At 65.8% G+C, this 22,557-nt stretch carries 21 protein-coding genes; 14 read left to right on the forward strand and 7 right to left on the reverse strand.

Features of this window, described 5'->3' with window-relative positions; translation table 11 throughout:
• The 8 genes from hemB (at position 1) to ccsB (ending at position 7,749) form a co-directional block, all read left to right on the forward strand.
• Positions 1-1,029 (forward strand): porphobilinogen synthase, encoded by a 1,029-nt coding sequence (gene hemB, locus ACOZ9V_RS05605; protein ID WP_181271823.1) that lies wholly within the window; start codon positions 1-3, stop codon positions 1,027-1,029.
• Positions 1,029-1,496: a MarR family winged helix-turn-helix transcriptional regulator gene (locus tag ACOZ9V_RS05610; RefSeq protein WP_181271822.1), complete on the forward strand. Its 468-nt coding sequence runs from the start codon at positions 1,029-1,031 to the stop codon at positions 1,494-1,496. The genes hemB and ACOZ9V_RS05610 overlap by 1 nt, the downstream gene beginning before the upstream one ends.
• 69 nt (positions 1,497-1,565) lie before the next feature.
• Complete coding sequence (hemL, locus tag ACOZ9V_RS05615) at positions 1,566-2,927, forward strand: glutamate-1-semialdehyde 2,1-aminomutase (RefSeq protein WP_181271821.1); 1,362 nt, start codon at positions 1,566-1,568, stop codon at positions 2,925-2,927.
• A complete protein-coding gene (locus tag ACOZ9V_RS05620; RefSeq protein ID WP_181271820.1) occupies positions 2,924-3,565 on the forward strand; it encodes a histidine phosphatase family protein in 642 nt (213 codons plus the stop codon). Before hemL ends, ACOZ9V_RS05620 begins: the two co-directional genes overlap by 4 nt.
• A complete protein-coding gene (locus ACOZ9V_RS05625; RefSeq protein ID WP_181271819.1) occupies positions 3,562-4,161 on the forward strand; it encodes a TlpA family protein disulfide reductase in 600 nt (199 codons plus the stop codon). Before ACOZ9V_RS05620 ends, ACOZ9V_RS05625 begins: the two co-directional genes overlap by 4 nt.
• Positions 4,158-4,922, forward strand: coding sequence for a cytochrome c biogenesis CcdA family protein (locus ACOZ9V_RS05630; protein WP_181271818.1), 765 nt, complete (start codon positions 4,158-4,160; stop codon positions 4,920-4,922). Before ACOZ9V_RS05625 ends, ACOZ9V_RS05630 begins: the two co-directional genes overlap by 4 nt.
• Positions 4,922-6,589, forward strand: a complete 1,668-nt coding sequence (gene resB / locus ACOZ9V_RS05635) for a cytochrome c biogenesis protein ResB (protein WP_434594347.1) — start codon at positions 4,922-4,924, stop codon at positions 6,587-6,589. The genes ACOZ9V_RS05630 and resB overlap by 1 nt, the downstream gene beginning before the upstream one ends.
• A gap of 155 nt (positions 6,590-6,744) precedes the next feature.
• Positions 6,745-7,749 (forward strand): c-type cytochrome biogenesis protein CcsB, encoded by a 1,005-nt coding sequence (gene ccsB / locus ACOZ9V_RS05640; protein ID WP_434594348.1) that lies wholly within the window; start codon positions 6,745-6,747, stop codon positions 7,747-7,749.
• A gap of 550 nt (positions 7,750-8,299) precedes the next feature.
• Here the strand turns inward: ccsB and ACOZ9V_RS05645 are convergent.
• A complete protein-coding gene (locus tag ACOZ9V_RS05645) occupies positions 8,300-8,743 on the reverse strand; it encodes a PLD nuclease N-terminal domain-containing protein (protein WP_139468603.1) in 444 nt (147 codons plus the stop codon).
• Positions 8,744-8,827: 84 nt separating this feature from the next.
• Between ACOZ9V_RS05645 and ACOZ9V_RS05650 the strand changes: the two genes are divergently transcribed.
• Positions 8,828-9,118, forward strand: a complete 291-nt coding sequence (locus ACOZ9V_RS05650; protein ID WP_101546796.1) for a DUF4229 domain-containing protein — start codon at positions 8,828-8,830, stop codon at positions 9,116-9,118.
• 136 nt (positions 9,119-9,254) lie between these two features.
• Here ACOZ9V_RS05650 and ACOZ9V_RS05655 read toward each other — a convergent pair whose 3' ends face one another.
• From ACOZ9V_RS05655 to ACOZ9V_RS05665, 3 genes are read right to left on the reverse strand one after another with little or no spacing between them, the layout of a single operon-like run.
• Positions 9,255-10,187 carry a 1,4-dihydroxy-2-naphthoate polyprenyltransferase gene (locus ACOZ9V_RS05655; protein ID WP_434594352.1) on the reverse strand — a complete coding sequence of 311 codons (933 nt, stop codon included), beginning with the start codon at positions 10,185-10,187 and terminating at the stop codon, positions 9,255-9,257.
• A 38-nt stretch (positions 10,188-10,225) separates the two neighbouring features.
• The gene (locus tag ACOZ9V_RS05660) at positions 10,226-11,458 is read right to left on the reverse strand and encodes an AMP-binding protein (RefSeq protein ID WP_434594355.1); all 1,233 of its coding nucleotides are present in this window, start codon (positions 11,456-11,458) and stop codon (positions 10,226-10,228) included.
• Positions 11,459-11,483: 25 nt separating this feature from the next.
• Positions 11,484-12,404, reverse strand: coding sequence for a 1,4-dihydroxy-2-naphthoyl-CoA synthase (locus ACOZ9V_RS05665; RefSeq protein WP_101546793.1), 921 nt, complete (start codon positions 12,402-12,404; stop codon positions 11,484-11,486).
• Positions 12,405-12,516: 112 nt separating this feature from the next.
• Between ACOZ9V_RS05665 and ACOZ9V_RS05670 the strand changes: the two genes are divergently transcribed.
• Positions 12,517-13,677, forward strand: coding sequence for an o-succinylbenzoate synthase (locus tag ACOZ9V_RS05670; protein WP_434594357.1), 1,161 nt, complete (start codon positions 12,517-12,519; stop codon positions 13,675-13,677).
• Positions 13,678-13,729: 52 nt separating this feature from the next.
• Here the strand turns inward: ACOZ9V_RS05670 and ACOZ9V_RS05675 are convergent, their stop codons facing one another.
• Positions 13,730-14,440 (reverse strand): hypothetical protein, encoded by a 711-nt coding sequence (locus ACOZ9V_RS05675; RefSeq protein ID WP_262776365.1) that lies wholly within the window; start codon positions 14,438-14,440, stop codon positions 13,730-13,732.
• 15 nt (positions 14,441-14,455) lie between these two features.
• A complete protein-coding gene (locus tag ACOZ9V_RS05680; protein ID WP_434594360.1) occupies positions 14,456-16,027 on the reverse strand; it encodes an alpha/beta hydrolase in 1,572 nt (523 codons plus the stop codon).
• Between the two features lie 59 nt (positions 16,028-16,086).
• On the opposite strand from ACOZ9V_RS05680, the gene menD reads away from it, so the two are divergent.
• Positions 16,087-17,853, forward strand: a complete 1,767-nt coding sequence (gene menD, locus ACOZ9V_RS05685; protein ID WP_434594362.1) for a 2-succinyl-5-enolpyruvyl-6-hydroxy-3-cyclohexene-1-carboxylic-acid synthase — start codon at positions 16,087-16,089, stop codon at positions 17,851-17,853.
• 57 nt (positions 17,854-17,910) lie between these two features.
• On the opposite strand, the gene ACOZ9V_RS05690 is transcribed toward menD, so the two are convergent.
• Complete coding sequence (locus tag ACOZ9V_RS05690; protein ID WP_139468598.1) at positions 17,911-19,281, reverse strand: isochorismate synthase; 1,371 nt, start codon at positions 19,279-19,281, stop codon at positions 17,911-17,913.
• Between the two features lie 82 nt (positions 19,282-19,363).
• Here ACOZ9V_RS05690 and ACOZ9V_RS05695 point away from each other — a divergent pair, with 82 nt between their 5' ends.
• The 3 genes from ACOZ9V_RS05695 (at position 19,364) to ACOZ9V_RS05705 (ending at position 22,501) form a co-directional block, all read left to right on the forward strand.
• Positions 19,364-20,092, forward strand: a complete 729-nt coding sequence (locus tag ACOZ9V_RS05695) for a demethylmenaquinone methyltransferase (protein ID WP_139468597.1) — start codon at positions 19,364-19,366, stop codon at positions 20,090-20,092.
• A 2-nt stretch (positions 20,093-20,094) separates the two neighbouring features.
• On the forward strand, positions 20,095-21,396 hold the full coding sequence (locus ACOZ9V_RS05700; RefSeq protein WP_434594367.1) for a geranylgeranyl reductase family protein: 1,302 nt from the start codon (positions 20,095-20,097) through the stop codon (positions 21,394-21,396).
• 94 nt (positions 21,397-21,490) lie between these two features.
• Entirely contained in the window at positions 21,491-22,501 is a 1,011-nt protein-coding gene (locus ACOZ9V_RS05705) for a polyprenyl synthetase family protein (RefSeq protein ID WP_172173675.1), read from the forward strand.
• Positions 22,502-22,557 lie beyond the last annotated feature (56 nt).

Genomic DNA, 22,557 nt, shown 5'->3' on the forward strand with positions numbered 1-22,557 from the left:
ATGTCATTGGTTCCCGGAACCGTCCGTCCCCGTCGGCTGCGGTCGACCCCGGCACTGCGTCGCCTCGTCTCCGAGGTGCGACTCCACCCGACCGAGCTCATCCTGCCGATGTTCGTCAAGGAGGGCCTGAGCGAACCTCTGCCGCTGGGCGGAATGCCCGGAGTCGTCCAGCACACGATGGACTCACTGGTCGAGGCAGCCCGAGAAGCGGTGGCGGCCGGAGTCGGCGGACTCATGCTCTTCGGCATCCCCGAACACAAGGATGAGATCGGCTCACAGGCCGATGACCCCGACGGCATCCTCAACCGGGCGCTGTCGCTGCTGGCCGGCGAATTCGGCGATGACACCGTGATCATGGCGGACCTGTGCCTCGACGAATACACCTCCCACGGCCACTGCGGAGTCCTCGACGAGGCCGGTGCGGTCGACAACGACGCCACCCTCGACCGCTACGCCTCGATGGCGCTGGCCCAAGCTCGCGCCGGGGCCGAGGTGCTCGGGCTGTCAGGCATGATGGACGGCCAGGTCGCTTACTGCCGGGAAGCCCTCGACGCCGCCGGATTCACCGACACCGTCGTCATGGGCTACACCGCGAAGTACGCCTCCGCCTTCTACGGTCCCTTCCGCGAAGCCGTCGACTCCGAGCTCAAGGGCGACCGCAAGACCTACCAGCAGGATCCCGCGAACGGTCGCGAGGCGCTGCGCGAACTCGGCCTCGACCTGGCCGAAGGCGCCGACATCGTCATGGTCAAGCCGGGTCTGCCGTATCTCGACGTGCTCGCCGAGGTGGCCCAGGAATCCATCGTGCCCGTATGGACCTACCAGGTGTCCGGAGAGTACGCGATGATCGAATTCGCGGCCGCCGCCGGAGCCATCGACCGGGAGAAGGCGATCGAGGAGTCCCTCATCGCTTTCAAACGTGCCGGTTCCGATGCGATCCTCACCTATTGGGCAACCGAGGTCGCCCAGCGCCTCCAGTCCGAGGCCGCAGGCCATCTGACCAAGCGCAGTGCCGACGGAGGCCGGTGATGACCGAGCCTCGCTGGCTGTCGGCAATTGACCAGAGGGCCTGGCGCAGCTACCTCAACGGCTCTCAGCTGCTCAGCACACAGCTGGACAAGGAGCTGCGTGAGAAGCACGGCATCGGTCTGCCCGAATACGAGATCCTAGTGCGTCTGTCCGAACACGACGACCGGACGATGCGGATGGCGCTGCTGGCCACCGATACGACGATGTCCCGATCACGACTGACCCACAGCGTCGCCCGAATGGAGAAGCGCGGACTGCTCGAGCGCTCCGCCATCCCCGAGGACGGCCGAGGGGTCAACTGCGTGATGACCGAGGCCGGATGGCAGCTGCTGCGGGCTGCGGCCCCCGACCATGTCGCTGGAGTCCGCAGCCACCTCGTCGATCTCCTCGACCCCGAGGAGATGGAGACCCTGGGGCGGATCTTCACCAAAGTCTTCGACCATATGACAGACATCGACGGCTCCTGAGCCGTCCCCACGCATCACTGAGAACGATCCCGGGACGAAACCCGACCTGCGAAGAATCAGAGGAGAACCATGACGACAGCAGAGACGAACGGTCACACCACCGATCGGTCCGCCGCCCTCTTCACCCGCGCCGAGGCGGTCATCCCCGGCGGAGTGAACTCCCCGGTCCGCGCGTTCAAGGCCGTCGGCGGAACCCCCCGTTTCATCACCGAGGCGACCGGTGCGTGGCTGCGCGACGCCGACGGCAACGACTACATCGACCTCATCGGCTCGTGGGGTCCGATGATCATGGGCCACTCCCGCCCCGAGGTCGTCGCCGCCGTCCAGGAAGCCGCCGTCAAGGGATTCTCCTTCGGCACCCCGTCGACCGGTGAGGTCGAACTCGCCGAGGAGATCGTGCGCCGCGTCGATCCCGTCGACCAGGTGCGCCTCGTGTCCTCGGGCACCGAGGCGACGATGTCGGCGATCCGTCTGGCCCGCGGTTACACGGGACGGTCCAAGGTCGTGAAGTTCGCCGGCTGCTACCACGGTCACGTCGACTCGCTGCTGGCCCAGGCCGGCTCCGGGCTGGCCACCTTCTCTCTGCCCGACACACCCGGAGTCACCGGAGCCCAGGCACAGGACACGATCGTCGTCGACTATAACGACGCCGCCGGTCTCGAAGCCGTATTCGCCGAACACGGTGAGGACATCGCCTGCGTCATCACCGAGGCCAGTCCCGGCAATATGGGCGTCGTGCCTCCCCGCGACGGTTTCACGAACACCATCCGCCGGCTGACTAAGGCCCACGGTGCGCTGATGATCAGCGACGAAGTGATGACCGGTTTCCGCGTCTCCGCCGCCGGCTGGTACGGCTATGAGTCCGAGACTCTCGGCTACCCGGAGGGCCCGGCCGACCTGTTCACCTTCGGCAAGGTCATGGGCGGCGGCTTCCCGGCAGCGGCCTTCGGCGGTCGCGCCGAGATCATGGCCCACCTCGCCCCCTCCGGCCCCGTCTACCAGGCCGGAACGCTCTCGGGCAATCCGGTGGCCACCGCTGCCGGTCTGGCCACGCTCAAGCTGACGACCGAACTCGACGTGTACTCGCACATCGGTCGCGCCGCGGACATTCTGCGCCCGGCCGTCGCTGCAAGCCTGGAAGCCGAAGGCGTCGCCCACGTCATCCAGTCGGCGAACTCGATGTTCTCCGCGTTCTTCACCGACACCGACGTGACGAACTACGACCAGGCACGGGCTCAGAACGTCGACCGCTACACCGCCTTCTTCAACGCCATGCTCGATCAGGGCATCCATATGCCCCCGAGCGCGTTCGAAGCCTGGTTCCTGTCCTACGCCCACACCGATGAGATCCTCGACCGGATCATCAGCGCCCTGCCGGCGGCGGCCAAGGCAGCGGCCGCGGTTCCGGAGGCCGGGAAGGCGCAGTCATGACGACCATCCACCTCGTCCGCCATGGCGAAGTCGACAACCCCGACGGCATCCTCTACGGGCGTCTGCCGCATTTCGGTCTCACCGAGCGCGGACACGAGATGGCCGTGCGCGTGGCCGAGCACTTCCACACCGCGCCCACTCGTCCGGTCGAACTCGTCGCCTCCCCGCTGCTGCGGGCACAGCAGACGATTCGTCCCCTGTCGAAGTCCCTCGACCTGCCGGTGTTCGACGACGACCGGGTCATCGAGGCGGCGAATTCCTTCGAGGGACAGAAGCTGGACGCTCGTCGGCTGGCCGAGCCGAAGAACCTGGTGCGCCTCTACAACCCGCTCATCCCGTCCTGGGGAGAGCCGTACAAGCAGATCGTGCTGCGCATGCGGGCCGCGATGGCCAGTCTGAGAGCCAAACTCGACCTCCACGGTCCGGACGCCGAAGGAGTCATCGTCTCCCACCAGCTGCCGATCTGGATGACGCGTCTGTCGGGGGAGGGACGATCGCTCGTCCACGACCCGCGCAGACGCGAATGTGACCTGGCTTCTATCACCAGTTTCACATTCGATTCCTCCACACTGGTGTCCGTGAGTTATGAGAGCATCTGCGCGGATCTGCAGCCGGGCACCGCGGTGGCGGGAGCATGAGCTTCGGACGCCATTCCCTCAACCGTCGGGCCCTCTTCACCTCGGCGCTCGCCGCCGGAACGGCCCTGGCGCTCAGCGCCTGCAGCGAGAACGATGAGCTGGCCGATCAGGCCGGATCCGACCAGGGGTACGTCTCCGGCTCGGGAGTCGTCTCGCAGGTGGCGGCCGAGGACCGCGGCGACCCCCTCGACCTGAGCTTCGAGACCCTCGACGGGAAGTCGATGTCCCTGGCCGATCTGCGTCCCACCCCGGTCGTCGTCAACCTCTGGTACGCGGCGTGCCCGCCGTGCCGGAAGGAAGCCCCGGACCTGAAGTCCGTGTCCGAGGAATTCGGGGACAAGGCCCAGTTCATCGGCGTCAACGTCCGCGACCAAGAGGCTGCGGCCAACGCGTTCATCCAGAACTACCAGGTGCCGTACCCGAACATGCTCGATTCGAACGGTGAGATGGTGTCTCTGCTCTCCGGAGTCCTGCCCCCGCAGGCCACCCCGTCGACGGTGGTCCTCGACGCGAAGGGCCGCGCCGCGGCCAGAGTCGTCGGTGAGATCGATGCCTCGACTCTCAAGGGACTCATCGAGGACGTGCTGGCCGAGTGAGTGGACTCGGGGCGGACTTCGCCCAGACCGTCCTCTCCGGACCGCTGCTGCTGGCTGCCGGCGCAGCGGCCCTGGCCGGACTCGTCTCGTTCGCCTCCCCGTGCGTGCTGCCCCTGGTCCCCGGCTATGTCGGGTACGTCACCGGGCTGTCCGGATCATCGCTGAGGGACAAGCAGACGTGGCGAGTGGTCGTGGGCATCAGCCTGTTCGTCCTCGGCTTCACCGTCGTCTTCGTGCTGCTGGGGACCAGCTTCTCCGCGCTGGGAGCGCTGTTCTCCCAATGGCAGTCGGTCATCCTCCGCGTCCTCGGCGTCATCGTCATCCTCGCCGGTTTCGTATTCATGGGCGGATTCGGTCTGCTGCAGAACGAACGTCGCATCCGTGCCAGACCGAAGGCCGGACTCTGGGGCGCACCGGTGCTCGGAGCGACCTTCGCCCTCGGGTGGGCACCCTGCGTGGGACCGACCCTGTCGGCGGTGCTGAGCATGTCGGTGAGCTTCGGCGGTGACGGGATGATCTGGCGCGGAGCAATGTTGGCCTTCGTCTACTGTCTGGGCCTGGGCATCCCGTTCATCCTCCTGGCGCTGGCGATCCACAAGGGCGCGGGGCGACTCGTTTGGGTGCGGAAGCATCAGACCGCGATCGTGCGGGCCGGGGGCATCATGCTCATCATCCTCGGTGTGCTCATGGCCAGCGGCGTATGGAACATGTGGATGACCTCTCTGCAAGGTCTCATCAATGGATTCGAAGTGGTGATCTAGTGGCGGGCTCAACCGAAGGCTCGGAGAAGACACAGCCGAAATCGGGTGCGAAGACGACGGCGAAGCAGGGAGACAAGCCTGCCGCGAAGTCGACCGTGACGCAGCCGCAGCTCGGGTTCATCGGCATGTGCCGGTGGGCCTGGACCCAGCTGACGACGATGCGGGTGGCACTGATCCTCCTGCTCATCCTCGCCCTCGCCTCGATTCCCGGATCTCTGCTGCCGCAGCGGATCCAGGACCCGGGCCGGGTGAACACCTTCCTGGAGAACAACGGTGCCTGGGGACAGTTCCTCGACACCATCCAGATGTTCGACGTCTACTCCTCGGTGTGGTTCTCCGCGATCTACCTGCTGCTGATGATCTCCCTCATCGGCTGCATCATCCCGCGGACGAAGCAGCACTGGAAGGCGATGCGCTCGTCCCCGCCCAAAGCACCGAGGCGGCTGTCCCGGATGCCCGGATACGCCGCCTTCACCTCGGCGCAGGCAGAAGCAGAGACCCGTGAGGATGCGGATGAGGCGTTCCTCGACGCAGCGGAGGCCCGGCTGAAGAAGTCCGGGTACCGCATCAACCGCCAGTCCGATCACATCGCCGCCGAACGCGGCTATCTCCGCGAGACCGGCAACCTCGTCTTCCACATCGCGCTGCTCATGGCAACCCTGACGATGGCGATCGGATCGCTGTTCGGCTACGAAGGTCAGCGCATCCTCGTCGAGGGCGAGACGTTCTCGAATTCGCTGGTCTCCTACGATTCCTTCGAACCCGGCTCCTACTACGATGCCGACAACCTGCCGGATTTCCGGCTCAAGCTCGACTCCTTCACCTCCACCTTCGACGATCAGGCGGCGGGCAACCAATTCGGTCAGCCGCGCACCTTCGATGCGAAGGTGACGACGACGGCGGACGGGACGACCGAATCGCACGTCCTCAAGGTCAACGAACCGGTGCGCGTGGGCGGCGTCGGCGTCTATCTCACCGGCAACGGCTACGCCCCCGAGGTGACCGTGCGTGATGCGAAGGGCGATATCGTCCAGTCCGGTCCGCAGGTGTTCATCCCGGACGGAGGGGACCCCGGATACACCTCCGAGGGTGTCATCAAGGTCCCGGACTCGGCCGGCACGCAGATGGGGTTCGTCGGGGTGTTCCTGCCGACGGCAGCACAGAACGAGAACGGTGAGCTGATCTCGAGCTTCGCCGAGCTGCGCAACCCCTACCTCGTGATGAGCGGTTACACCGGCGACCTCGGCCTCGATTCCGGAGTCCCGCAGTCCGTGTACTCTCTCGACGCGGAGAACATGACGGAGATGACCGATGAATCGGGCAACCCGCTCGTCATCCAGCTCGCCGAGGGGGAGACGCAGAAGCTGCCGAACGGCGGTTCGGTGACCTTCGACGGAGTCAAGAAGTACATCGCCGTCGACATCTCCCAGGACCCGACACAGGCGCTCATGCTCATCAGCGCGATCCTCGTCCTGGCTGGGCTCGGCCTGTCCCTGTTCATTCCCCGCCGACGCGTATGGGTGCGGATCAAGAACGGCGACGCCGAGGTGGCCGCCCTGGCCCGCGGTGAGGATCCGATGGTCGAGCGTGCCGTCGATGACCTGGTCAAGGACCTGCGCGATCCGGAACCCGATGAGGGTGAGCACGGTGACGACGACGAAAGATGAACCCGAAGTACTACGCGGAGTAGAATAGCCGCGGAGTGCGCGTCGCCGGTGGCTTCGTCACGGAGTCGGCAGCGCGCGCACCGACATATGGTCAGACAGAGAGTCTGGCAGCAGCAACCTGCGACTGAAGAGCACTTCAGCGGTGCGGAGGATGAATGGACGTCAACACTGACCTCGCAATGTGGTCGAACCAGCTGATCATCTCGGCGATGATCGTCTACGCCGTCGCCATGATCTTCTACGCCTTCGATCTCTTCGGCGCGCGTGAGCTCAAGACCTCCGAAGCCGAGGTCGCCACCTCGGCCAAGGCCACCACGGTGCGGCGGACGAACCGGAAGACGGCGACGACTGCCGTCCTCGACCGGCCCGGTGATGACGACTCCGCGACGGTGAAGTCGTCCCGGAAGAACAAGCACCGGGGCGCCCGCATCGGCACCTCGCTGCTCGTGCTCGCCATGCTGCTGCACGTCGGCGGCGTGCTCACTCGTGCCCTGTCTGTCTCCCGCGTGCCGTGGGGCAACATGATGGAGTACGTCCTCACCGCCACCGCGATCACCGTCATCGTCTTCCTCGTCGTGCTGACGAAGAAGGACGTGCGCTACCTGGGAACATTCGTCTCCGGGGGAGTGCTGCTGTGCCTGGGACTGGCGATCACCGTCTTCTACACGCCTGCCGCGAAGCTCATCCCGGCGCTGGATTCGTACTGGATCGCCATCCACGTGCCGATCGCGATCCTCTCGACCTCCCTCCTCTACATCTCTGCGATCCTGGCGGTCTTCCAGATCCTGAAGAGCGTGCACGAGACCAAGGATCCGAAGTGGCTGCGGTTCCTCCACCGTCTGCCCTCGAGCACCGACCTCGAGCGGATCTCCTACCGGATCGCGGCAGTCGGCTTCATCACCTGGACGTTCACACTCATCGCCGGTGCCATCTGGGCCGAAGTGGCCTGGAGCCGTTACTGGGGCTGGGACTCCAAAGAGATCTGGACGTTCGTCGTCTGGGTCATCTACGCCGCGTACCTGCACGCTCGTGCGACCCGCGGTTGGGGCCCGACGAAGGTGGCTGTGCTCAACCTCATCGGCATCGCCTCGGTGATCTTCAACTTCACCGTCGTCAACATGTACTTCAACGGCCTGCACTCGTACTCCGGGCTCGACTGAGGCGCGGGGTCGCTCTCAAGGCCGCTCTGACGTAGCCGAATTCTGCTGACGGCCCAGTCTGAGGCGAACAGCCCATGTTTGAAACAGGGCTGTCCGCCTCAGACTGGGCCGTTTGCGTGCTGATTCGATGCCGTGATCTGGCGGCGGACGACCGTTTCGGCTCGGGCTGCTCTGAAATCACGACGTTCCTCAGTGTGTAATTCAGAGAAAGCAATGACTATTCGTTGAATCGCAGCATGGCAACGCGCCTGCAATATCGATGCCGTTGTCGAACAGCGGCAGTGCGGCGCGGCTGCGGCAGGGGGCGAGGGTGGGAAAGCTGCTTGTCCGCGAAGACTTGTCTGCTTCACAGCAGGAGTTGGCCCGCGGGGGTCTCTTACCGCGGAGACGTCTTCACGCGGGGATGGTCTCACACGCCAGGGGCGTCACCACGCGGGGATGGTCTCACACGCCAGGGGCGTCACCACGCGAGGATGGTCTCGCACACCAGATGGGTCAGCACGCGACCATGGTCTCGCACCGCTGCGGCGATAGTGCGCCGAGGATGTGCTCAGTTCGAGCGGCCGCGGCCGTCGCCCTTGGTGCCCCGGTCATCGGAATCGGCTGACGTATCAGCGGAGGAATCAGCGGGATCGCCGTCATCTTCCGGCTTGCCAGAATCATCGCGCGGAGATTCCTTCTCGTCGTTGTCCTGAGCCGGAGGCGCATGCTTGCCGAGCTTGAGTTCGCGATCGACCTGTCGCAGATAGTCCGGATCATCATCCGGGGCGACCTGACCGCGAGGGCGGGTGCCGCGGGTGGGCTTGTCTTCCGAACCGCGTCCGAACAGGTACCAGAGGATGAACCCGAGGACGGGAATAAAGAGGATGATGAGTGCCCATACGGGTTTGGGCAGGACTCGAATCAGACCCCGATCGCGCAACAGGCAATCGAAGAGTCCGTACAGTGTCACCGCTGCCGCCAGGACGATCGCGGCAATGAGTAGTCGAGCCATGCAACAAGGATAGTCCACCAACCTGAGCGCGGCCTCCAGCGGGCGGTGACAAGACTGTCACGATCGGAGGCTAAAATGAGTTCAATGCGCACCTTCTGGCTCTACACACTCGCTCGCTTCGGCCTCATCATCGCCGCCGGCCTCGTTCTGTTCCCGTTCCTCGGCTTCAATCTCGTCATGGCGATCGCCGCCATCATCATCGGCGCGCTGCTGAGCTACCTCTTGCTCGGCAAGATGCGCGCCCAAGCAGCGACCGAGATCGAAGCGAAGGTCGCCAAGCGAGCCTCCAAGCCCAAGCGCGTCGGCGCCGACGAAGCGGCAGAGGATGAGATCGTCGAGGAGCGCCTTGGAGAAGACGGCGACCAGTCCAAATGAGCTGTGGCTCAGCCGAATGAGCTGCGGCTCGGCTGAGCCGGCTCAGATCCGAATGAGCTGGGGCCTTCCAGCGCGCTGATCCTTGGAACACCAGGCGGCTGAGCCTTGGAACGCCAGGCGTCAGCACTGAAATGCCTCAGAGTGCCAGGCCGAGACCCATCAGTGCGGAGAAGGCCAAACCGGTCAATCCAGTGGATTTGATCGGCGGAATCAGGCCAGGGCCCGTTGTGCCGCTGAGCACCGTCTTGAGTGGGTTGAGTGCTGGGACGAGGGCAAGGATCGCCAAGGCCACGGCGGGATGTCCGTCGAGGATCGCCAGCGCCAGCAGCGCGAATGGCAGCAGCACGAGCACCGCATAGGCGATGCGTGCGGCATTGTCGCCCATCCGCACGGCCAGGGTGGTCTTGTCTGCCTCGATGTCTGTCGGGATATCGCGGAGGTTGTTGACCATGAGCACAGCCGAGGCCAGAGACCCGATTGCCACGGCACCGGCCCAGCCGCTGAGGCTGAGATGACCGACCTGCATCCACATCGTGCCCAAGGTCGCCACGAGCCCGAAGAACACGAACACGAAGACCTCGCCGAGGCCCATATAGCCATATGGTCGTTTGCCCCCGGTATAGAACCAGGCGGCGGCGACGGCTGCGGCTCCTACGACGAGGAACCACCAGGCCTGTGAAATGAGGATGAGCACGATGCCCGCGACTCCGGCCAGGCCGAAGAAGATGAAGGCGGCCCGTTTGACCTCGTGAGGTTCGGCCAGTCCGGTCGCGGTGAGACGGACTGGTCCGACACGTTCGTCATCGGTGCCGCGGATGCCGTCGGAGTAGTCGTTGGCGTAGTTCGAGCCGATCTGCAGGCACAGGGAGACGAGGAGAGCGAGGAATCCGCGCAGCAGGATCTGTCCGAAGCTGACGTGGTCGTCCTTGCCCGAGATGTCGTCGAGGATGAAGGCGGTGAATCCGCCGAGCGATCCGATCGCGGCGCCGGTTCCGATGAGGACGGGTGCGAGAGCCAGGGGCAGAGTTCGCAGTCGAGCTCCAGAAATCCACTGGGCGGCATCAGCCATAGTCCTCGCTCACCTTCCTGTCGAATTGTGGAGCCGTCTTATGTTACCGGTAGTTCACCGGTATGGGTATTCGCATCACGCGCGATGAGATCGGCGGCGACGCGGGCCGCCGCCTGGCGATCGGGTTTGCCGATCGACCGGTTCGGAATCTCGGCGACCGAGAAGACGAGCTGCGGCAGCAGCTGCCCCGTCATCCCGTGATCGAGGGCGTTGAGTCTCTGTGCCGATTCTTGCGGATCCTCGGCTCCGACACCACCTCCGCCGTCGGCGAGGCGAACGAGCGCGACGATCCGTCTGCCCCATTCCTCGTCGGGCACCCAGGTCACGAGCATCTCCTCGATTCCCGCCTTCTGCCAGCTCGGCAGCAGGCCGGTCTCCAGGGCGTGCGGGGAGACGTTCGTGCCCCCGGAGACGATGATGTCGTCGGCTCGACCGAGCACGCTGAGCACACCGGAATCGATCCGACCCAGATCGCTGGTGTGCATGATGCGCCGTCCCGCCTCGTCGACGGTGAAGGCGGGGGACTCGACCGGTCTGATGGTTCCATCGGTGCCGATTTCGACGTAGCCGTCGGCGACGACGGGGCCGCTCAGATCGATCGTTCCCGCCTCGGTGATGGTGACGTCGACGCCGTCGAATGGAACCCCGTCATAGACGCAGCCGCCCGCCGTCTCGCTCATCCCGTAGGTCCGTACGGTCGCCAGGCCCGCGGCCTCGGCGCGCTCGAGCAGGGACGGTGAGATCGCCGCCCCGCCGAGGAGGATGTGCGTGATCCGTGCGGCTGCAGCGGTCGCCGCGTCGTCCTCGAGGATGCGGTGGAGCTGGGTGGGCACGAGCGAGGTGTACGTCGGTCGGTCGCCCGCCCGTTCCAGCAGAGTCGCGACCTCGGCGGCGAATGACTGGGCGGTGAACCTCGCTGAGGCGGCCCTGACCGGGGCGCGGCCCGCCAGACGGGCGCGCAGTTCAACTTGGAACCCGGCGATGTGGTTGACCGGCAGGCACAGATGCCAGTCACCCGGCCCCGAGAGGAACCGTTCGGTCGCCTGGGCCGAGGTTGTCAGCGCGTCTGCTGACAACGCCACCGCTTTCGCTTTCCCTGTCGACCCGGAGGTGAAGAGGATGAGGGCCGGAGCGGGACCAGGTCCTGCCCACTTGCCCGGGGACGCCTCGGTGACGGCACCGTCCCGATCCGAGGGGAGGATGAGGATCGAGGTCCTGGTCAGTGCCCGATCAATCGCCTCGGGCAGCTCGTGAGGGCTGAGTTCGCGCATGGACACAGTTATGGGAACCGGCCGCTCAGTAGTACCAGGGGAACGGCGACCAGTCGGGATCGCGCTTTTCGAGGAAGGCGTCGCGGCCCTCGACCGCCTCGTCGGTCATATAGCCCAGTCGGGTGGCTTCTCCGGCGAAGACCTGCTGGCCGACGAGCCCGTCGTCGACGAGGTTGAATGCGAACTTGAGCATGCGCTGCGCGTTCGGCGACTTGCCCAGGATCTCCCGCGCCATCTGCAGGGCTGCGGTCTCGAGATCGGCGTGGTCGACGACTTCGTTGACGGCACCCATATCGGCCATCTCCTGCGCAGAGTAGGTGCGGCCGAGGAAGAAGATCTCGCGGGCTTTCTTCTGCCCGACCATCTTCGCCAGGTAGGCGGAACCATAGCCGGCGTCGTAGGAGCCGACATCGGCATCGGTCTGCTTGAACTTCGCGTGTTCGCGTGAGGCGATCGTCATATCGCAGACGACGTGGAGGCTGTGGCCTCCGCCGGCTGCCCAGCCGGGGACGACGGCGATGACGACCTTCGGCATGGTGCGGATGAGGCGCTGGACCTCGAGGATGTGGAGGCGGCCGGCACGAGCCGGATCGACGCTTTCACGGGTCTCACCGGAGGCGTACTGGTAGCCGGAGCGGCCGCGGATGCGCTGGTCGCCGCCGGAGCAGAAGGCCCAACCGCCGTCCTTCTCGCTCGGGCCGTTGCCGGTGAGCAGCACGGCGCCGACGTCGGAGGTCTGGCGGGCATGGTCGAGGGCGCGGTAGAGCTCGTCGACGGTGTGCGGACGGAAGGCATTGCGGACTTCTGGGCGGTCGAAGGCGATGCGCACACAGCCGATGTCGTTGCCGGTGGCGGGGTCGATGGCCCGATGGTAAGTGATATCGGTGAAGTCGAAGCCGGAGACTTCGCGCCAAGCAGAAGGGTCGAAGATTTCAGAAACCGTCATGACCCCAGCCTAGCGCTTGGTCGTTGAGGTCAGGTTCGGGGCCGGGCGGCGGACGGTGAGGTTCCGAACGGCAGACAGGAGTGGCAGGGTCGGCGGAGGTTAGTCTGGGCTCATGGCCGATTTCGCACGTTCGCACCCTGGCACACTGGACTCAGAGGCTCCGGCTGCCGCACTTCTTGATCTGCCGCAGCGCTTCGAGGAGGTCATCGAGGACCTGCATGTGGTGCGGCTGCCGATGGTCACCCGGTTCCGGGGGATCACGGAGCGGGAAGTGGCGCTCTTCACCGGCCCCTCCGGGTGGGCGGAGTTCTCCCCGTTCGTCGAATACGGCACCGAGGAGGCCAGCCGGTGGCTGCGTGCCTCCCTCGAATTCTCCGGGCTGATCCCGCAGAAGACCGGCCTCGCCGAGGCGGCCCCCTCCACCGTTCCCGTGCGCGATTCCTTTCCGGCGCAGGTTGAGGCGGGGACGGGCGGTGAGACCGTCGACGTCAACGGCACCCTGCCCGCCTGTCCACCTGATCAGGTCGCACCGATCCTGTCGCGCTATGACCGGGTCGGCACCGTCAAGGCGAAGGTCGCCGAGCACGGATTCGCCTCCCTCGAGGAGGATCTGACACGCCTACGGGAATTCCGCAGGCTCTACCCCGAGACGACGCTGCGCCTGGATGCGAATGCCGGATACACGATCAGCGAAGCCCTTGATGCCTGTGAGACATTTGCCGAGTTCGACCTCCAATACTTCGAACAGCCGGTGCCCGAGGTCGAGCAGCTGGCCGAACTGCGCGAGGAGCTTGCCCGGCGAGGACTGCCGATCGTCATCGCCGCCGACGAATCCATCCGCAAAGCCGAGGACCCGCTGCGCGTGGCCGAACTCGGAGCGGCCGAGGTCATCATCGTCAAGGTCCAGCCGCTGGGCGGGATCGGCGCCGCCCTCGAAGTCATCGGCGCTTCGGGCCTGCCTACTGTCGTGTCCTCGGCTCTCGAGTCATCCGTCGGCCTGGCCGCCGGAGCCGAACTCGCCGCCAGACTGCCTCGCACCGATCGCAGCCGGGACATCCTCGGTGATCGGGTGGCCTGCGGGCTGGGCACCGGGCGCCTCTTCACCGCCGATGTCGTCGCGGAGGAGGCGGCCCTGACTCCGGTCGACGGCGCCATCCCGGTCACGCGAATCGTCCCGGACCCTGACCGCCTGGAGCAGCTGGCGGTGGATCCGGGACGATTCGCGTGGTGGGCTGACCGGCTCCAGGATTGCTGGAGCGCCCTGCGAGGCTGAGCCGATTCTGATTGAACTGATACCGCCTGAATCGACTCGCGGGCGAACCGGCTCAGCCTGCGTTTTTCACCGCGTCGACGAAGGCACCGGCGGTCTTCGTCACGGTGGCCTCTTCGACATCGGCGATATTGGAAACGGCCACGACATTGTTGCCGACGAGGGCGTAGACCATGCGCAGGTTCATTGCTGTCTGTCCGCCGGCCTCGACGGAGGCGACGATTCCATTGGTCTCGTCTGCCCCGTCGACTTTGGCGTCGAAGGTCTTGTACTTCATCGACATCTCGACGCCGGCGGTCTTGATCTTCACATCGCTGCATTCTTCTGCGATCTTCGAGGCGCCCTCGATCTGAGTCTGTGCGCCGTCCAGATCGTCATAGCTCGACAGTGCCGCGGAGAGGATGTTGTCGGTGGAGGTTCCAGCGACCGTGGTGCCTTTGGAGGCGAGGTTGGCGTTGAGGAGGTTCATGGTGATGTCTTTGCACTTGGCCGGTTCGAACTCAGAACTCTCCAGGGCCTTGACGGCCTCGCTGGAGGAATTGCCGGCACCGTCGACGGCCTTGAACGACTGACCCTCGGCCTTGGTCGACTCAAGGATCTCCTTGAGTTTCGCCTCATCGAGTTTGCTTGCCTGCGGGGTCTCTTCGGCTGACGCCTGCGAGGAGTCACCGCCGCTGTCAGCCTGGTCCGGCTTGTCTCCTCCACCCGTGCAGCCGACGAGGGAGAGTCCGGCGAAAAGAGCGATGGCTGGGAGTATGCGTTTCATGGTTGACCTCTCGAGTCAGCGTTCTGAAGATTGAGCGGCCGTCGATTCGCGACCGCTCTCAATATAAACGCCAGTGGGATCGTCCGTGGTTTCAGTCTGTGACGGATCTGGAACATCGGCTGTGGATCGTGCGCCATCGATCGCTGCCGCACCGTCGTCCGCTGCCGCACCGTGGCGACGGTCGCCTGCCGTGTCAACCCGCGCCGAGGCGATCCTCACCGTGGTCACCTCGTCCTGTCCCAGCGTGGCGAAGTGAGCGGTGCGTTTTCCGGGGATGATCGGATCGTGCATGGCCGCGGCCAGGCGGCCGGTGAATGTCAGCCGCCCTTTCTTGTCGGCTTTCTGCTGATAGGCATTGTCCCCGCTGGGACCGGACACGCTGATGTCGTAGCGGCGGCCGGGATCGAAGAGACCTGGAGTGCGCACGCGGAAGCTGCCGGTCCCGGTCAGAGAGAATCCGGCGGCGCTGACTGCGTCGAAGCGCACTACCTGCGCGCGACGACGGGAGATCTCCACCCGCCACCCATGGATGTCGAAGAGGGCATGGCCGGTGAGGAAGGTGAACTGTCCGCCGTCGGCCACGCGATCGGTCCGACGGCGATCCGAACTCGCATAGTTGCGCCGCTTGGCGAGGGTCTTCAGCCAGGCCCCGAGTTCCCGTTCCCAGCTCGTCCAGTTGTGCAGGCCGCTGGTGCGCGGAAACCAGGAATGGCGGATTCCGAGGGAATTGAGACGGGCGGAGAAGCGCTCGCCCTGCGAGCTGATCATCGATTCCAGAAGGTCGCGATCCTTCGCCCCCTCGAGGCTGCCAGAACCGGCGCTGAACCACAGATCGAGGCCGCGGAGGTTCTCGGCCAGAGCGTACGGGGAATTCGCCAGCCATTCGCTGCGGTCGAGAGCGGGATCGCCGAACAGGCTCAGTGATCGCGCGCCTTCGCGCATCGCGATGATGTCGAAGGCGGGCACGGTCGACAGGGGATCCAGAGGAGACGAGAACGCGGCGGCCGATCCGTACCTGTCGGGATGCCAGGCCGCGTACTTCATCGCCCCGTACCCGCCCATCGACAGCCCCGCCGCCAACTGGCTGGCAGGCGCCCAGTCGACGGAGAAATTTGCTTTGAGGAACGCCGGGATCTCCTCGGTGTGGAAGCGCGGCCAGTCGTGGACTTCGCTTCCGACAGCCAAACGCGAATAGGTTCCTGCCCCGCCGTCGGGCATGACGACGAGGTACGGGGAGTCGAGGGTGAGCTCCTCGGCGGATCCGAAATCCGTCCACGACCGGAAATCATCGCCGCCTCCGTGGAAGAGGTGGATGACGGGGCTGACCTCGGCGGGAATCCCCGGCAACAGTACACGCACGCCGACGGTGCGACCGAGCGCGGGGGAGTAGAGGAAGAATTCGCGCAGCCTCGGCGAGAGCTTCCGTTTGTCCCGGATATGCCAGGTCCGGGCGTCCTTCCCGCGGGGTTCGGGGCCGAGGAAGGAGGTGGTCTGGTCGCGAGCGGGATAGCGTCCGCGATGGGAGCGGGCCGCGGTCAGAGTGCGGATGGCTCGTGCTCCCATCGCAATGATCAACGAGCGGCGCATTTTTCGAGGTTAGAGGGCGGAGGTGAACCACAGGTGGTCAGGTGGTTGAATAACAGGTGATGTCGAATTCGAGCGCGGTGGCGCAGCAGATTGCCCGAAGCCTGGTCCATGCCGGGGTCAGTGATGTCGTCTTCGCCCCCGGTTCACGGTCCGCCCCCTTGGTCTATGCTCTGGCTCCGCTCGCCGAGGCGGGGCTCATCCGCACTCACGTGCGCGTCGATGAGCGTGATGCCGCCTTCCTCGCCCTCGGCCTGGCCCGCGGTCTGCGTGCGCGCGGCTGTGAGTCCGCCGTGGCGGTCGTGACGACGTCCGGCTCGGCCGTGGCCAATCTCCATCCCGCCGTCCTCGAGGCCTCGTACGGGCACGTGCCGCTGCTGGCGCTCACCGCGGATCGTCCCGCTCGGCTGCGCGGCACCGGAGCCAACCAGACCATCGATGACCAGTCGCAGGTGCTCAGCGATGTCCGCGCCCGGTTCGATATATCCGCCGGTGAGACCGCGGAGGCGGTCCACCGAGCGATGTCAGACGCCGTGGCCGCAGCGTTGGGATCACGCTCGGACACCGCCACCGAGGCGGCCGGCCCCGTCCAATTCAATGTGCAGTTCGACACCCCCTTGGTTCCCACCCCGGAGGAGTTGGACACGTGGAAGGACGAGATCGGCGAGCTGGTCGGGAACGCCGCCGGGCAGCGTTCGGCCACAACCGGGTCGGAGTCTCATTCGAACCTCAGTGTCATCGTGACCGAAGGAACCGTCATCGTTGCCGGAGACGCAGGCGGGCATTCGGCCGAGTCCCTGCGCGCGCTCGCCGCCGATCATCATCTGCCGGTGCTGGCCGAACCCTCGAGCCCGCTGGCCCGCACCTCTGCCGATCATTCGAACTCGTCGGCCGCAGGAGCCGCCGAAGCGTCGACCCTCGTGCCCGCCCATGCCCGCGTGCTCAGCGATCGCTCCGATCTGTGCGAGGCGATCCGCACCGTCATCGTCCACGGAAAACCGACCCTGACCAGGCCCGTCGCCGCGCTGCTCGCCGACGAAACCGTGACCGTGCAGCGAATTCCCGACGCCGTCGATGCATTCGACCTGACCGTCCGCGATGAGAGAACCGTCGCGGACGACGAGACGGCTGCGGGCGAGACGCAGGGCGCCGCCGCCTCGGAGCAGACCTGGGTGCGCGACTGGGTCGACGCCGGGACGTCGCTGGTCGCAGCCGCACGAACAGAGCGGTCTGCGGAACGATCCCCGGAACCGGACAAGGGAGAGAACCCGGGTGCCGCCTCGGCGAAGGAATTCCAGGCGACGGCGCGGAGGGTCACTGAGCATTTGGCCGCCCAGGACATCACTCTCTTCGTCGCCAGCTCGAACTCGGTGCGCTATCTCAGCGACGCCACCGACATCCGCGCACGCATCCACGCCTCACGCGGACTCGCCGGAATCGACGGACTCATCTCGACGGCGACAGGACTGTCGCTGGGTCTGGGGGAGCCGGTCGTCCTGCTCATCGGTGATATCGCCATGCTCCACGACATCGGTGGACTGCTCACCCCGAGCGCCGAGGACGCCGGTGACGTGACGATCGTCGTGTTCAACGACGACGGGGGAGCGATCTTCTCCGGACTCGAACATTCCCAGCCCCACCTCGAAGGTTTCCTGGAACGATATTTCACCGTCCCCCACGGTCGCGGTTTCGCCGACCTCGCTGCAGGGTACGGATGGGATCACGAAAAGGTGACCAGCGCTGACGAATTCGAAGCGGCTCTCGGCCGCATCGACGGACAGCGAGCCGCCGGTGCCCGTCGCATCATCGAGGTGACGGCACCGCACTAGGCGACGGAACTGTCACCGGTCTTCCGACAGCAGGGGCGGTGCGGTGAGCGCGAGAAGTCAGTCTCGGTCGAGACCGAGCGCCCGGCGCATCGGGGCCAGCTTCGCGTTCGTCTCGGCCACCTCGGTGGCGGGATCCGAATCCGGCATGATCCCGGCACCGGCATACAGTCGGATGCGGTTGCGGTCCTCGAGCTGGCCGCAGCGCAGGGCGATGCCGAACTGGCCGTTGCCGCGCCCGTCCATCCATCCCACGGGACCGGAGTAGCGGCCGCGGTCGAGGGGCTCGAGCTCGTCGACGCGAGCCACGGCGCTCGCCTGCGGGTAGCCGCCGACGGCGGCAGTGGGGTGGACCGCTGCGGCGACGTCGAGGGCGGTGAGCCCGGAATCGGGGGAGAGATTCGCCTGCGCATCGGAGGCCGAATGGATGACATTGGCCAAAGGCAGCAGGTGGGGGCGCTCATCGACGGTGACATCCTCGGCGACCGACCCCAGACTGCGCTGCAGCGAGGCGATGGCGAACGCATGTTCGGTGCTGTCCTTGTGCGCGCTCAGCAGCTTCCGAGCCGCCGGCATCTCCTCCATCGGGTTCTTCTCCACCCGGTAGGTTCCGGCCAACACTCGTGAGGTCACTCTGTTGTTCTCGACCCCGATGAGCAGCTCCGGGGTCGACCCGATGAGACCGGCGATATCGAAGGTCCAACAGCTCGGGTAGCTGCGGTTGAGCGCACCGAGCACCGCACGCACGTCGATGTCCTCTCCGGTGGTGACGACCTCGTCGCGGGCGAGGACGATCTTGCGCAGAGTCGGATCATCCGAGAATGCGTCCACCTCCGCCGAATTGTCGATCGGAGTGAGCATGGCGGCGACCTGCTCGACGAGCCGGGACCACTTGTCGGGATCGAGCTCCCCGGCCTCGGCATGGGCCGAGTGCACGCGCTGCAACGGTTCGGCATGGAGGATCGGCGGCAGGGGAGGTACCTCGGCCGTCGAGATCGAGGTCAGCCACACGCGGCCGCCGCGGCGGCCGAGGACGAATTCGGGGACATGGATGATCGAATCGACCGCGGATTCCCCCGAATAGGCGACCGTGGCAAAGCACATGAGTCCGGAACCGAGCAGATCGACCTCATCCTCGATCTCAGCCGCCTCGGTGATGGCCTTCCACGCATCCGAGAGTTCGGTGAACCTCTCGGGGCCGCGGGCCCGTATGCGCAGAGTGCGGCCGAAGCCGATGAGGCCGGAGGTGTCACGGACCCAGCAGGAGAAGCCGTCGGTGGGCAGCAGTTCGAGCGTCTGCTCCACGGTCGTGGGCAGTCCCGATTCGAAGGGGAAGCCGGGCCCCGGATCGACATCGTCGACGAAACGGGACCGCACATGCAGGCGCGGAGGGGCGGAGAGGATGTCGGAAGTGCCGAAAGTCGTAGTCATGTCGCCTCGATTCTAGTTGAGGATCGCGAGTACCAGGGAGCCGGATTCGCCCTCCCGGTTCGGGTGTTGAGAGAATATGGTCATGAACCGTGCCAAGCTGGACAAACAGCCCGCAGACGTCGCGTCGATGTTCGACGATGTCGCCTCCCGCTACGACCTCACGAACGACGTCCTCTCCTTGGGCTTCGCCCGTGCCTGGAGGCGCACCGTGGCCCATTCCGTGGCCGCCGGGCCCGGTGAGCGCGTGCTCGACCTGGCTGCCGGCACCGGCACCTCCTCGATGACGTTCACCCACCACGGCGCCGAGGTGGTGGCCGGGGACATCTCCACGGGAATGCTCGCCGAGGGACGCCGTCGGCACCCGCAGATCGACTTCATCTACGCCGATGCGATGGACCTGCCTTTCGCCGATTCGAGCTTCGACGTCGTCACGATCTCCTTCGGCATCCGCAACGTCCACGATGTCGACCTGGCGCTCACCGAGATGCTGCGCGTGCTCAAGCCCGGCGGACGTCTCGTGATCTGCGAATTCTCCACTCCGACGCTCGATGCCTTCAGCCTCGTGTACAAGGAGTACCTGATGAGAGCCCTGCCGCCGCTGGCCCGTGCCGTGTCGTCGAACCCCGAAGCCTACGTCTACCTGGCCGAGTCGATCCGTGCCTGGCCGAACCAGGACGCCTTCGCCCATCAGATCCTCGACGCCGGCTTCGACCAGGTGAAATACCGTAACCTCACCGGCGGAATCGTCGCAGTCCACCATGCCCTCAAACCCACCGAGGCGGCAGGCGCCACGGAGCCGGCCCAGCCTTGACGATGAATGAGTTCGATGCCGAAGTCGTCGTCGTCGGTGCCGGCCCGGCCGGCTCGGCGATCGGCGCCTACCTCGCCCAGGCCGGGCACGAGGTCATCATCCTGGAGAAGTCCGGATTCCCGCGCGACAAGATCTGCGGCGACGCTCTGACCCCGCGCGCGGTGAAGGAGGCTGGCTATCTCGGAATGGACCTGCCGGAATCCGACGGCTGGCACCGCAACAGAGGGCTGCGCCTCATCGGCGGCGGCCACCGGCTCGAACTCGACTGGCCCGAGATCGACGGAACCCCGAACTACGGGGTGACCCGCCCACGGATGAGTATGGACGAAGCCTTCGCTCGTCATGCCCAGCGCAGCGGGGCCCGGCTCTTCGAACAGGTTCGCGCCATGTCTCCGGACGTGGGCGACGACGGGTGGATCCGCGGAGTCCACGCCTCCGGGACAGACCACCGAGGTCGCCGAGTGGGCCCCGAAGCCCATTTCCGGGCACCGATCGTCATCGCCGCCGACGGAGTCTCCTCCCGCCTGGCCGTGTCGATGGGGTTGGAGAAGCGCGACGACCGTCCGATGGGAATCGCCGCCCGCGCCTATCACACGACGCCACGGCATGCCGATGACTACATCGAATCCTGGGTGGAGATGCGGTCGACGAACGCGGCCGGGGAATCCGAGACCCTGCCCGGATACGGGTGGATCTTCCCCCTCGGCGACGGCACCGTGAACATCGGTGCCGGACTGCTCGACTCCTCACCCCAGTTCAAATCCGTGGATCTGCGCGGAATGATGAACCAGTGGATCGCCGACATGGGCCACGAGTGGGGCATCGACGAAACCACCTCACTGGGTCCGATCAAATCCGCGGCCCTGCCGATGGCCTTCAACCGCACACCGCACTTCCACCGTGGACTGCTGCTCGTCGGCGACTCCGGAGGAGTGGTCAACCCGTTCAACGGCGAAGGCATCGACTACGCCCTGGAATCCGCACGCATCGCCGCCGAGGTGATCTCCACCTATTCGCGCTACCCGCAGTCCGTGATGCGTCGTCGGTTGGAGGAGTACCCGGCTCTGCTCGGAGATTCGCTGGGCGGCTACTTCACCCTGGGACGCGTTTTCGCCTCGATCATCGGCCATCCTGCGCTCATGCAGTTCGGAATCAAGTACGGTATGGGTGTTGACGTTGTGATGGAGTTCGTCGTCAAATTGTTGGCGAACCTCTACCGCGACCCGAAGGTCTCCGAGGCCGATCTCATCGACAGGATCATCTCGGCCCTGACCCGAATCGTCCCGGCCACCAGCAATGTCTGAGCGCAAGGACCACGGTGAGACCACAGTGAAGAACTCTGAGCGCAAGGGCTGCGACAACACCATGCCGACACCGACTACGACGAATGACGAGGACATGAGCCACCCAGCCTCTCCGGCCACCTTCACCGGTGACGACGCCCAGCTCGCGGCAGAGCTCTCGACTCAGTTGGAAACCGTGGAGGCCCGTCTCTACGAGGTCACCGAACAGACGCGGAGACTGCCGGACGAGACATCGAAGCATCTGCTGGCCGCCGGCGGAAAACGCGCCCGCCCGAACCTCGTGCTGCTCACCGCCCGCCTCGGCGATGCGGAGAACGACGACATCATCGATGCGGCCGTCGCCGTCGAACTCATCCACCTCGCCTCGCTGTACCACGACGACGTCATGGACGATGCTCCCGTGCGCCGCGGTGCGAAGGCCGCCCATGAGGTGTGGGGCAATTCGGTGGCGATCCTCACCGGCGATCTGCTGTTCTCCAAGGCCTCCGGCGTCACCGCGAAGCTCGGTCCCGAAGCCGTGCGCATCCAGGCCGAGACGTTCGAGCGTCTCGTCCTCGGTCAGCTCAACGAATTCGCCGGCCCGCCCGAAGGCGCCGACGAGATCGAGCATTACATCCAGGTACTCGCCGACAAGACCGGATCGCTCATCGCGACCTCGGCGCGCTTCGGCGTCATGTTCTCCGGAGCCGATTCGGCCCTGGCCGAACCGGTCCGGGTCTTCGGCGAACGCGTCGGTGTGGCCTTCCAGCTCGCCGATGACATCATCGACCTCACCACCACATCCTCTGAGTCGGGGAAGACCCCGGGCACGGATCTGCGCGAACGCGTTCCCACCCTGCCCGTGCTCTACGTTCGGGCGGCCGCCGCCGACGGGGATGCCGCCGCCGCCGAGGTGGTCGACCTCCTCGACGCGGATCTGACCTCCGATGACGCTTTGGAGACCGCCCGTGCGGCGCTGGCAGCGCATCCGGTGACGGAGAAGGCCCGAGCAGAGGCTGCACGCTGGGCCGATGAAGCCAAGGCGGCTCTGGCGCCGCTGCCGGAGGGCCAGATCAAGGAATCGCTGTTCGCCTTCGCCGACTCCGTCGTCGCCCGCACCTCCTGAGCTCCCACCCCTCACCGTTTCTCTACTGTCTCTCAGCCGTTTCGGCACAGGCACAA

Origin of the sequence: Brevibacterium sp. 1718 (genome assembly GCF_051131255.1) — a bacterium.
Classification (GTDB): domain Bacteria; phylum Actinomycetota; class Actinomycetes; order Actinomycetales; family Brevibacteriaceae; genus Brevibacterium; species Brevibacterium sediminis.

What these genes read in the sequence shown, in the direction of transcription:
- hemB (WP_181271823.1), top strand. Translation starts at nt 1, where the DNA reads ATGTCATTGGTTCCCGGAACCGTCCGTCCCCGTCGGCTGCGGTCGACC.
- ACOZ9V_RS05610 (WP_181271822.1), top strand. Translation starts at nt 1,029, where the DNA reads ATGACCGAGCCTCGCTGGCTGTCGGCAATTGACCAGAGGGCCTGGCGC.
- hemL (WP_181271821.1), top strand. Translation starts at nt 1,566, where the DNA reads ATGACGACAGCAGAGACGAACGGTCACACCACCGATCGGTCCGCCGCC.
- ACOZ9V_RS05620 (WP_181271820.1), top strand. Translation starts at nt 2,924, where the DNA reads ATGACGACCATCCACCTCGTCCGCCATGGCGAAGTCGACAACCCCGAC.
- ACOZ9V_RS05625 (WP_181271819.1), top strand. Translation starts at nt 3,562, where the DNA reads ATGAGCTTCGGACGCCATTCCCTCAACCGTCGGGCCCTCTTCACCTCG.
- ccsB (WP_434594348.1), top strand. Translation starts at nt 6,745, where the DNA reads ATGGACGTCAACACTGACCTCGCAATGTGGTCGAACCAGCTGATCATC.
- ACOZ9V_RS05645 (WP_139468603.1), bottom strand. Translation starts at nt 8,743, where the DNA reads ATGGCTCGACTACTCATTGCCGCGATCGTCCTGGCGGCAGCGGTGACA.
- ACOZ9V_RS05650 (WP_101546796.1), top strand. Translation starts at nt 8,828, where the DNA reads ATGCGCACCTTCTGGCTCTACACACTCGCTCGCTTCGGCCTCATCATC.
- ACOZ9V_RS05655 (WP_434594352.1), bottom strand. Translation starts at nt 10,187, where the DNA reads ATGGCTGATGCCGCCCAGTGGATTTCTGGAGCTCGACTGCGAACTCTG.
- ACOZ9V_RS05660 (WP_434594355.1), bottom strand. Translation starts at nt 11,458, where the DNA reads ATGCGCGAACTCAGCCCTCACGAGCTGCCCGAGGCGATTGATCGGGCA.
- ACOZ9V_RS05665 (WP_101546793.1), bottom strand. Translation starts at nt 12,404, where the DNA reads ATGACGGTTTCTGAAATCTTCGACCCTTCTGCTTGGCGCGAAGTCTCC.
- ACOZ9V_RS05670 (WP_434594357.1), top strand. Translation starts at nt 12,517, where the DNA reads ATGGCCGATTTCGCACGTTCGCACCCTGGCACACTGGACTCAGAGGCT.
- ACOZ9V_RS05675 (WP_262776365.1), bottom strand. Translation starts at nt 14,440, where the DNA reads ATGAAACGCATACTCCCAGCCATCGCTCTTTTCGCCGGACTCTCCCTC.
- ACOZ9V_RS05680 (WP_434594360.1), bottom strand. Translation starts at nt 16,027, where the DNA reads ATGCGCCGCTCGTTGATCATTGCGATGGGAGCACGAGCCATCCGCACT.
- menD (WP_434594362.1), top strand. Translation starts at nt 16,087, where the DNA reads ATGTCGAATTCGAGCGCGGTGGCGCAGCAGATTGCCCGAAGCCTGGTC.
- ACOZ9V_RS05690 (WP_139468598.1), bottom strand. Translation starts at nt 19,281, where the DNA reads ATGACTACGACTTTCGGCACTTCCGACATCCTCTCCGCCCCTCCGCGC.
- ACOZ9V_RS05695 (WP_139468597.1), top strand. Translation starts at nt 19,364, where the DNA reads ATGAACCGTGCCAAGCTGGACAAACAGCCCGCAGACGTCGCGTCGATG.
- ACOZ9V_RS05700 (WP_434594367.1), top strand. Translation starts at nt 20,095, where the DNA reads ATGAATGAGTTCGATGCCGAAGTCGTCGTCGTCGGTGCCGGCCCGGCC.
- ACOZ9V_RS05705 (WP_172173675.1), top strand. Translation starts at nt 21,491, where the DNA reads ATGAGCCACCCAGCCTCTCCGGCCACCTTCACCGGTGACGACGCCCAG.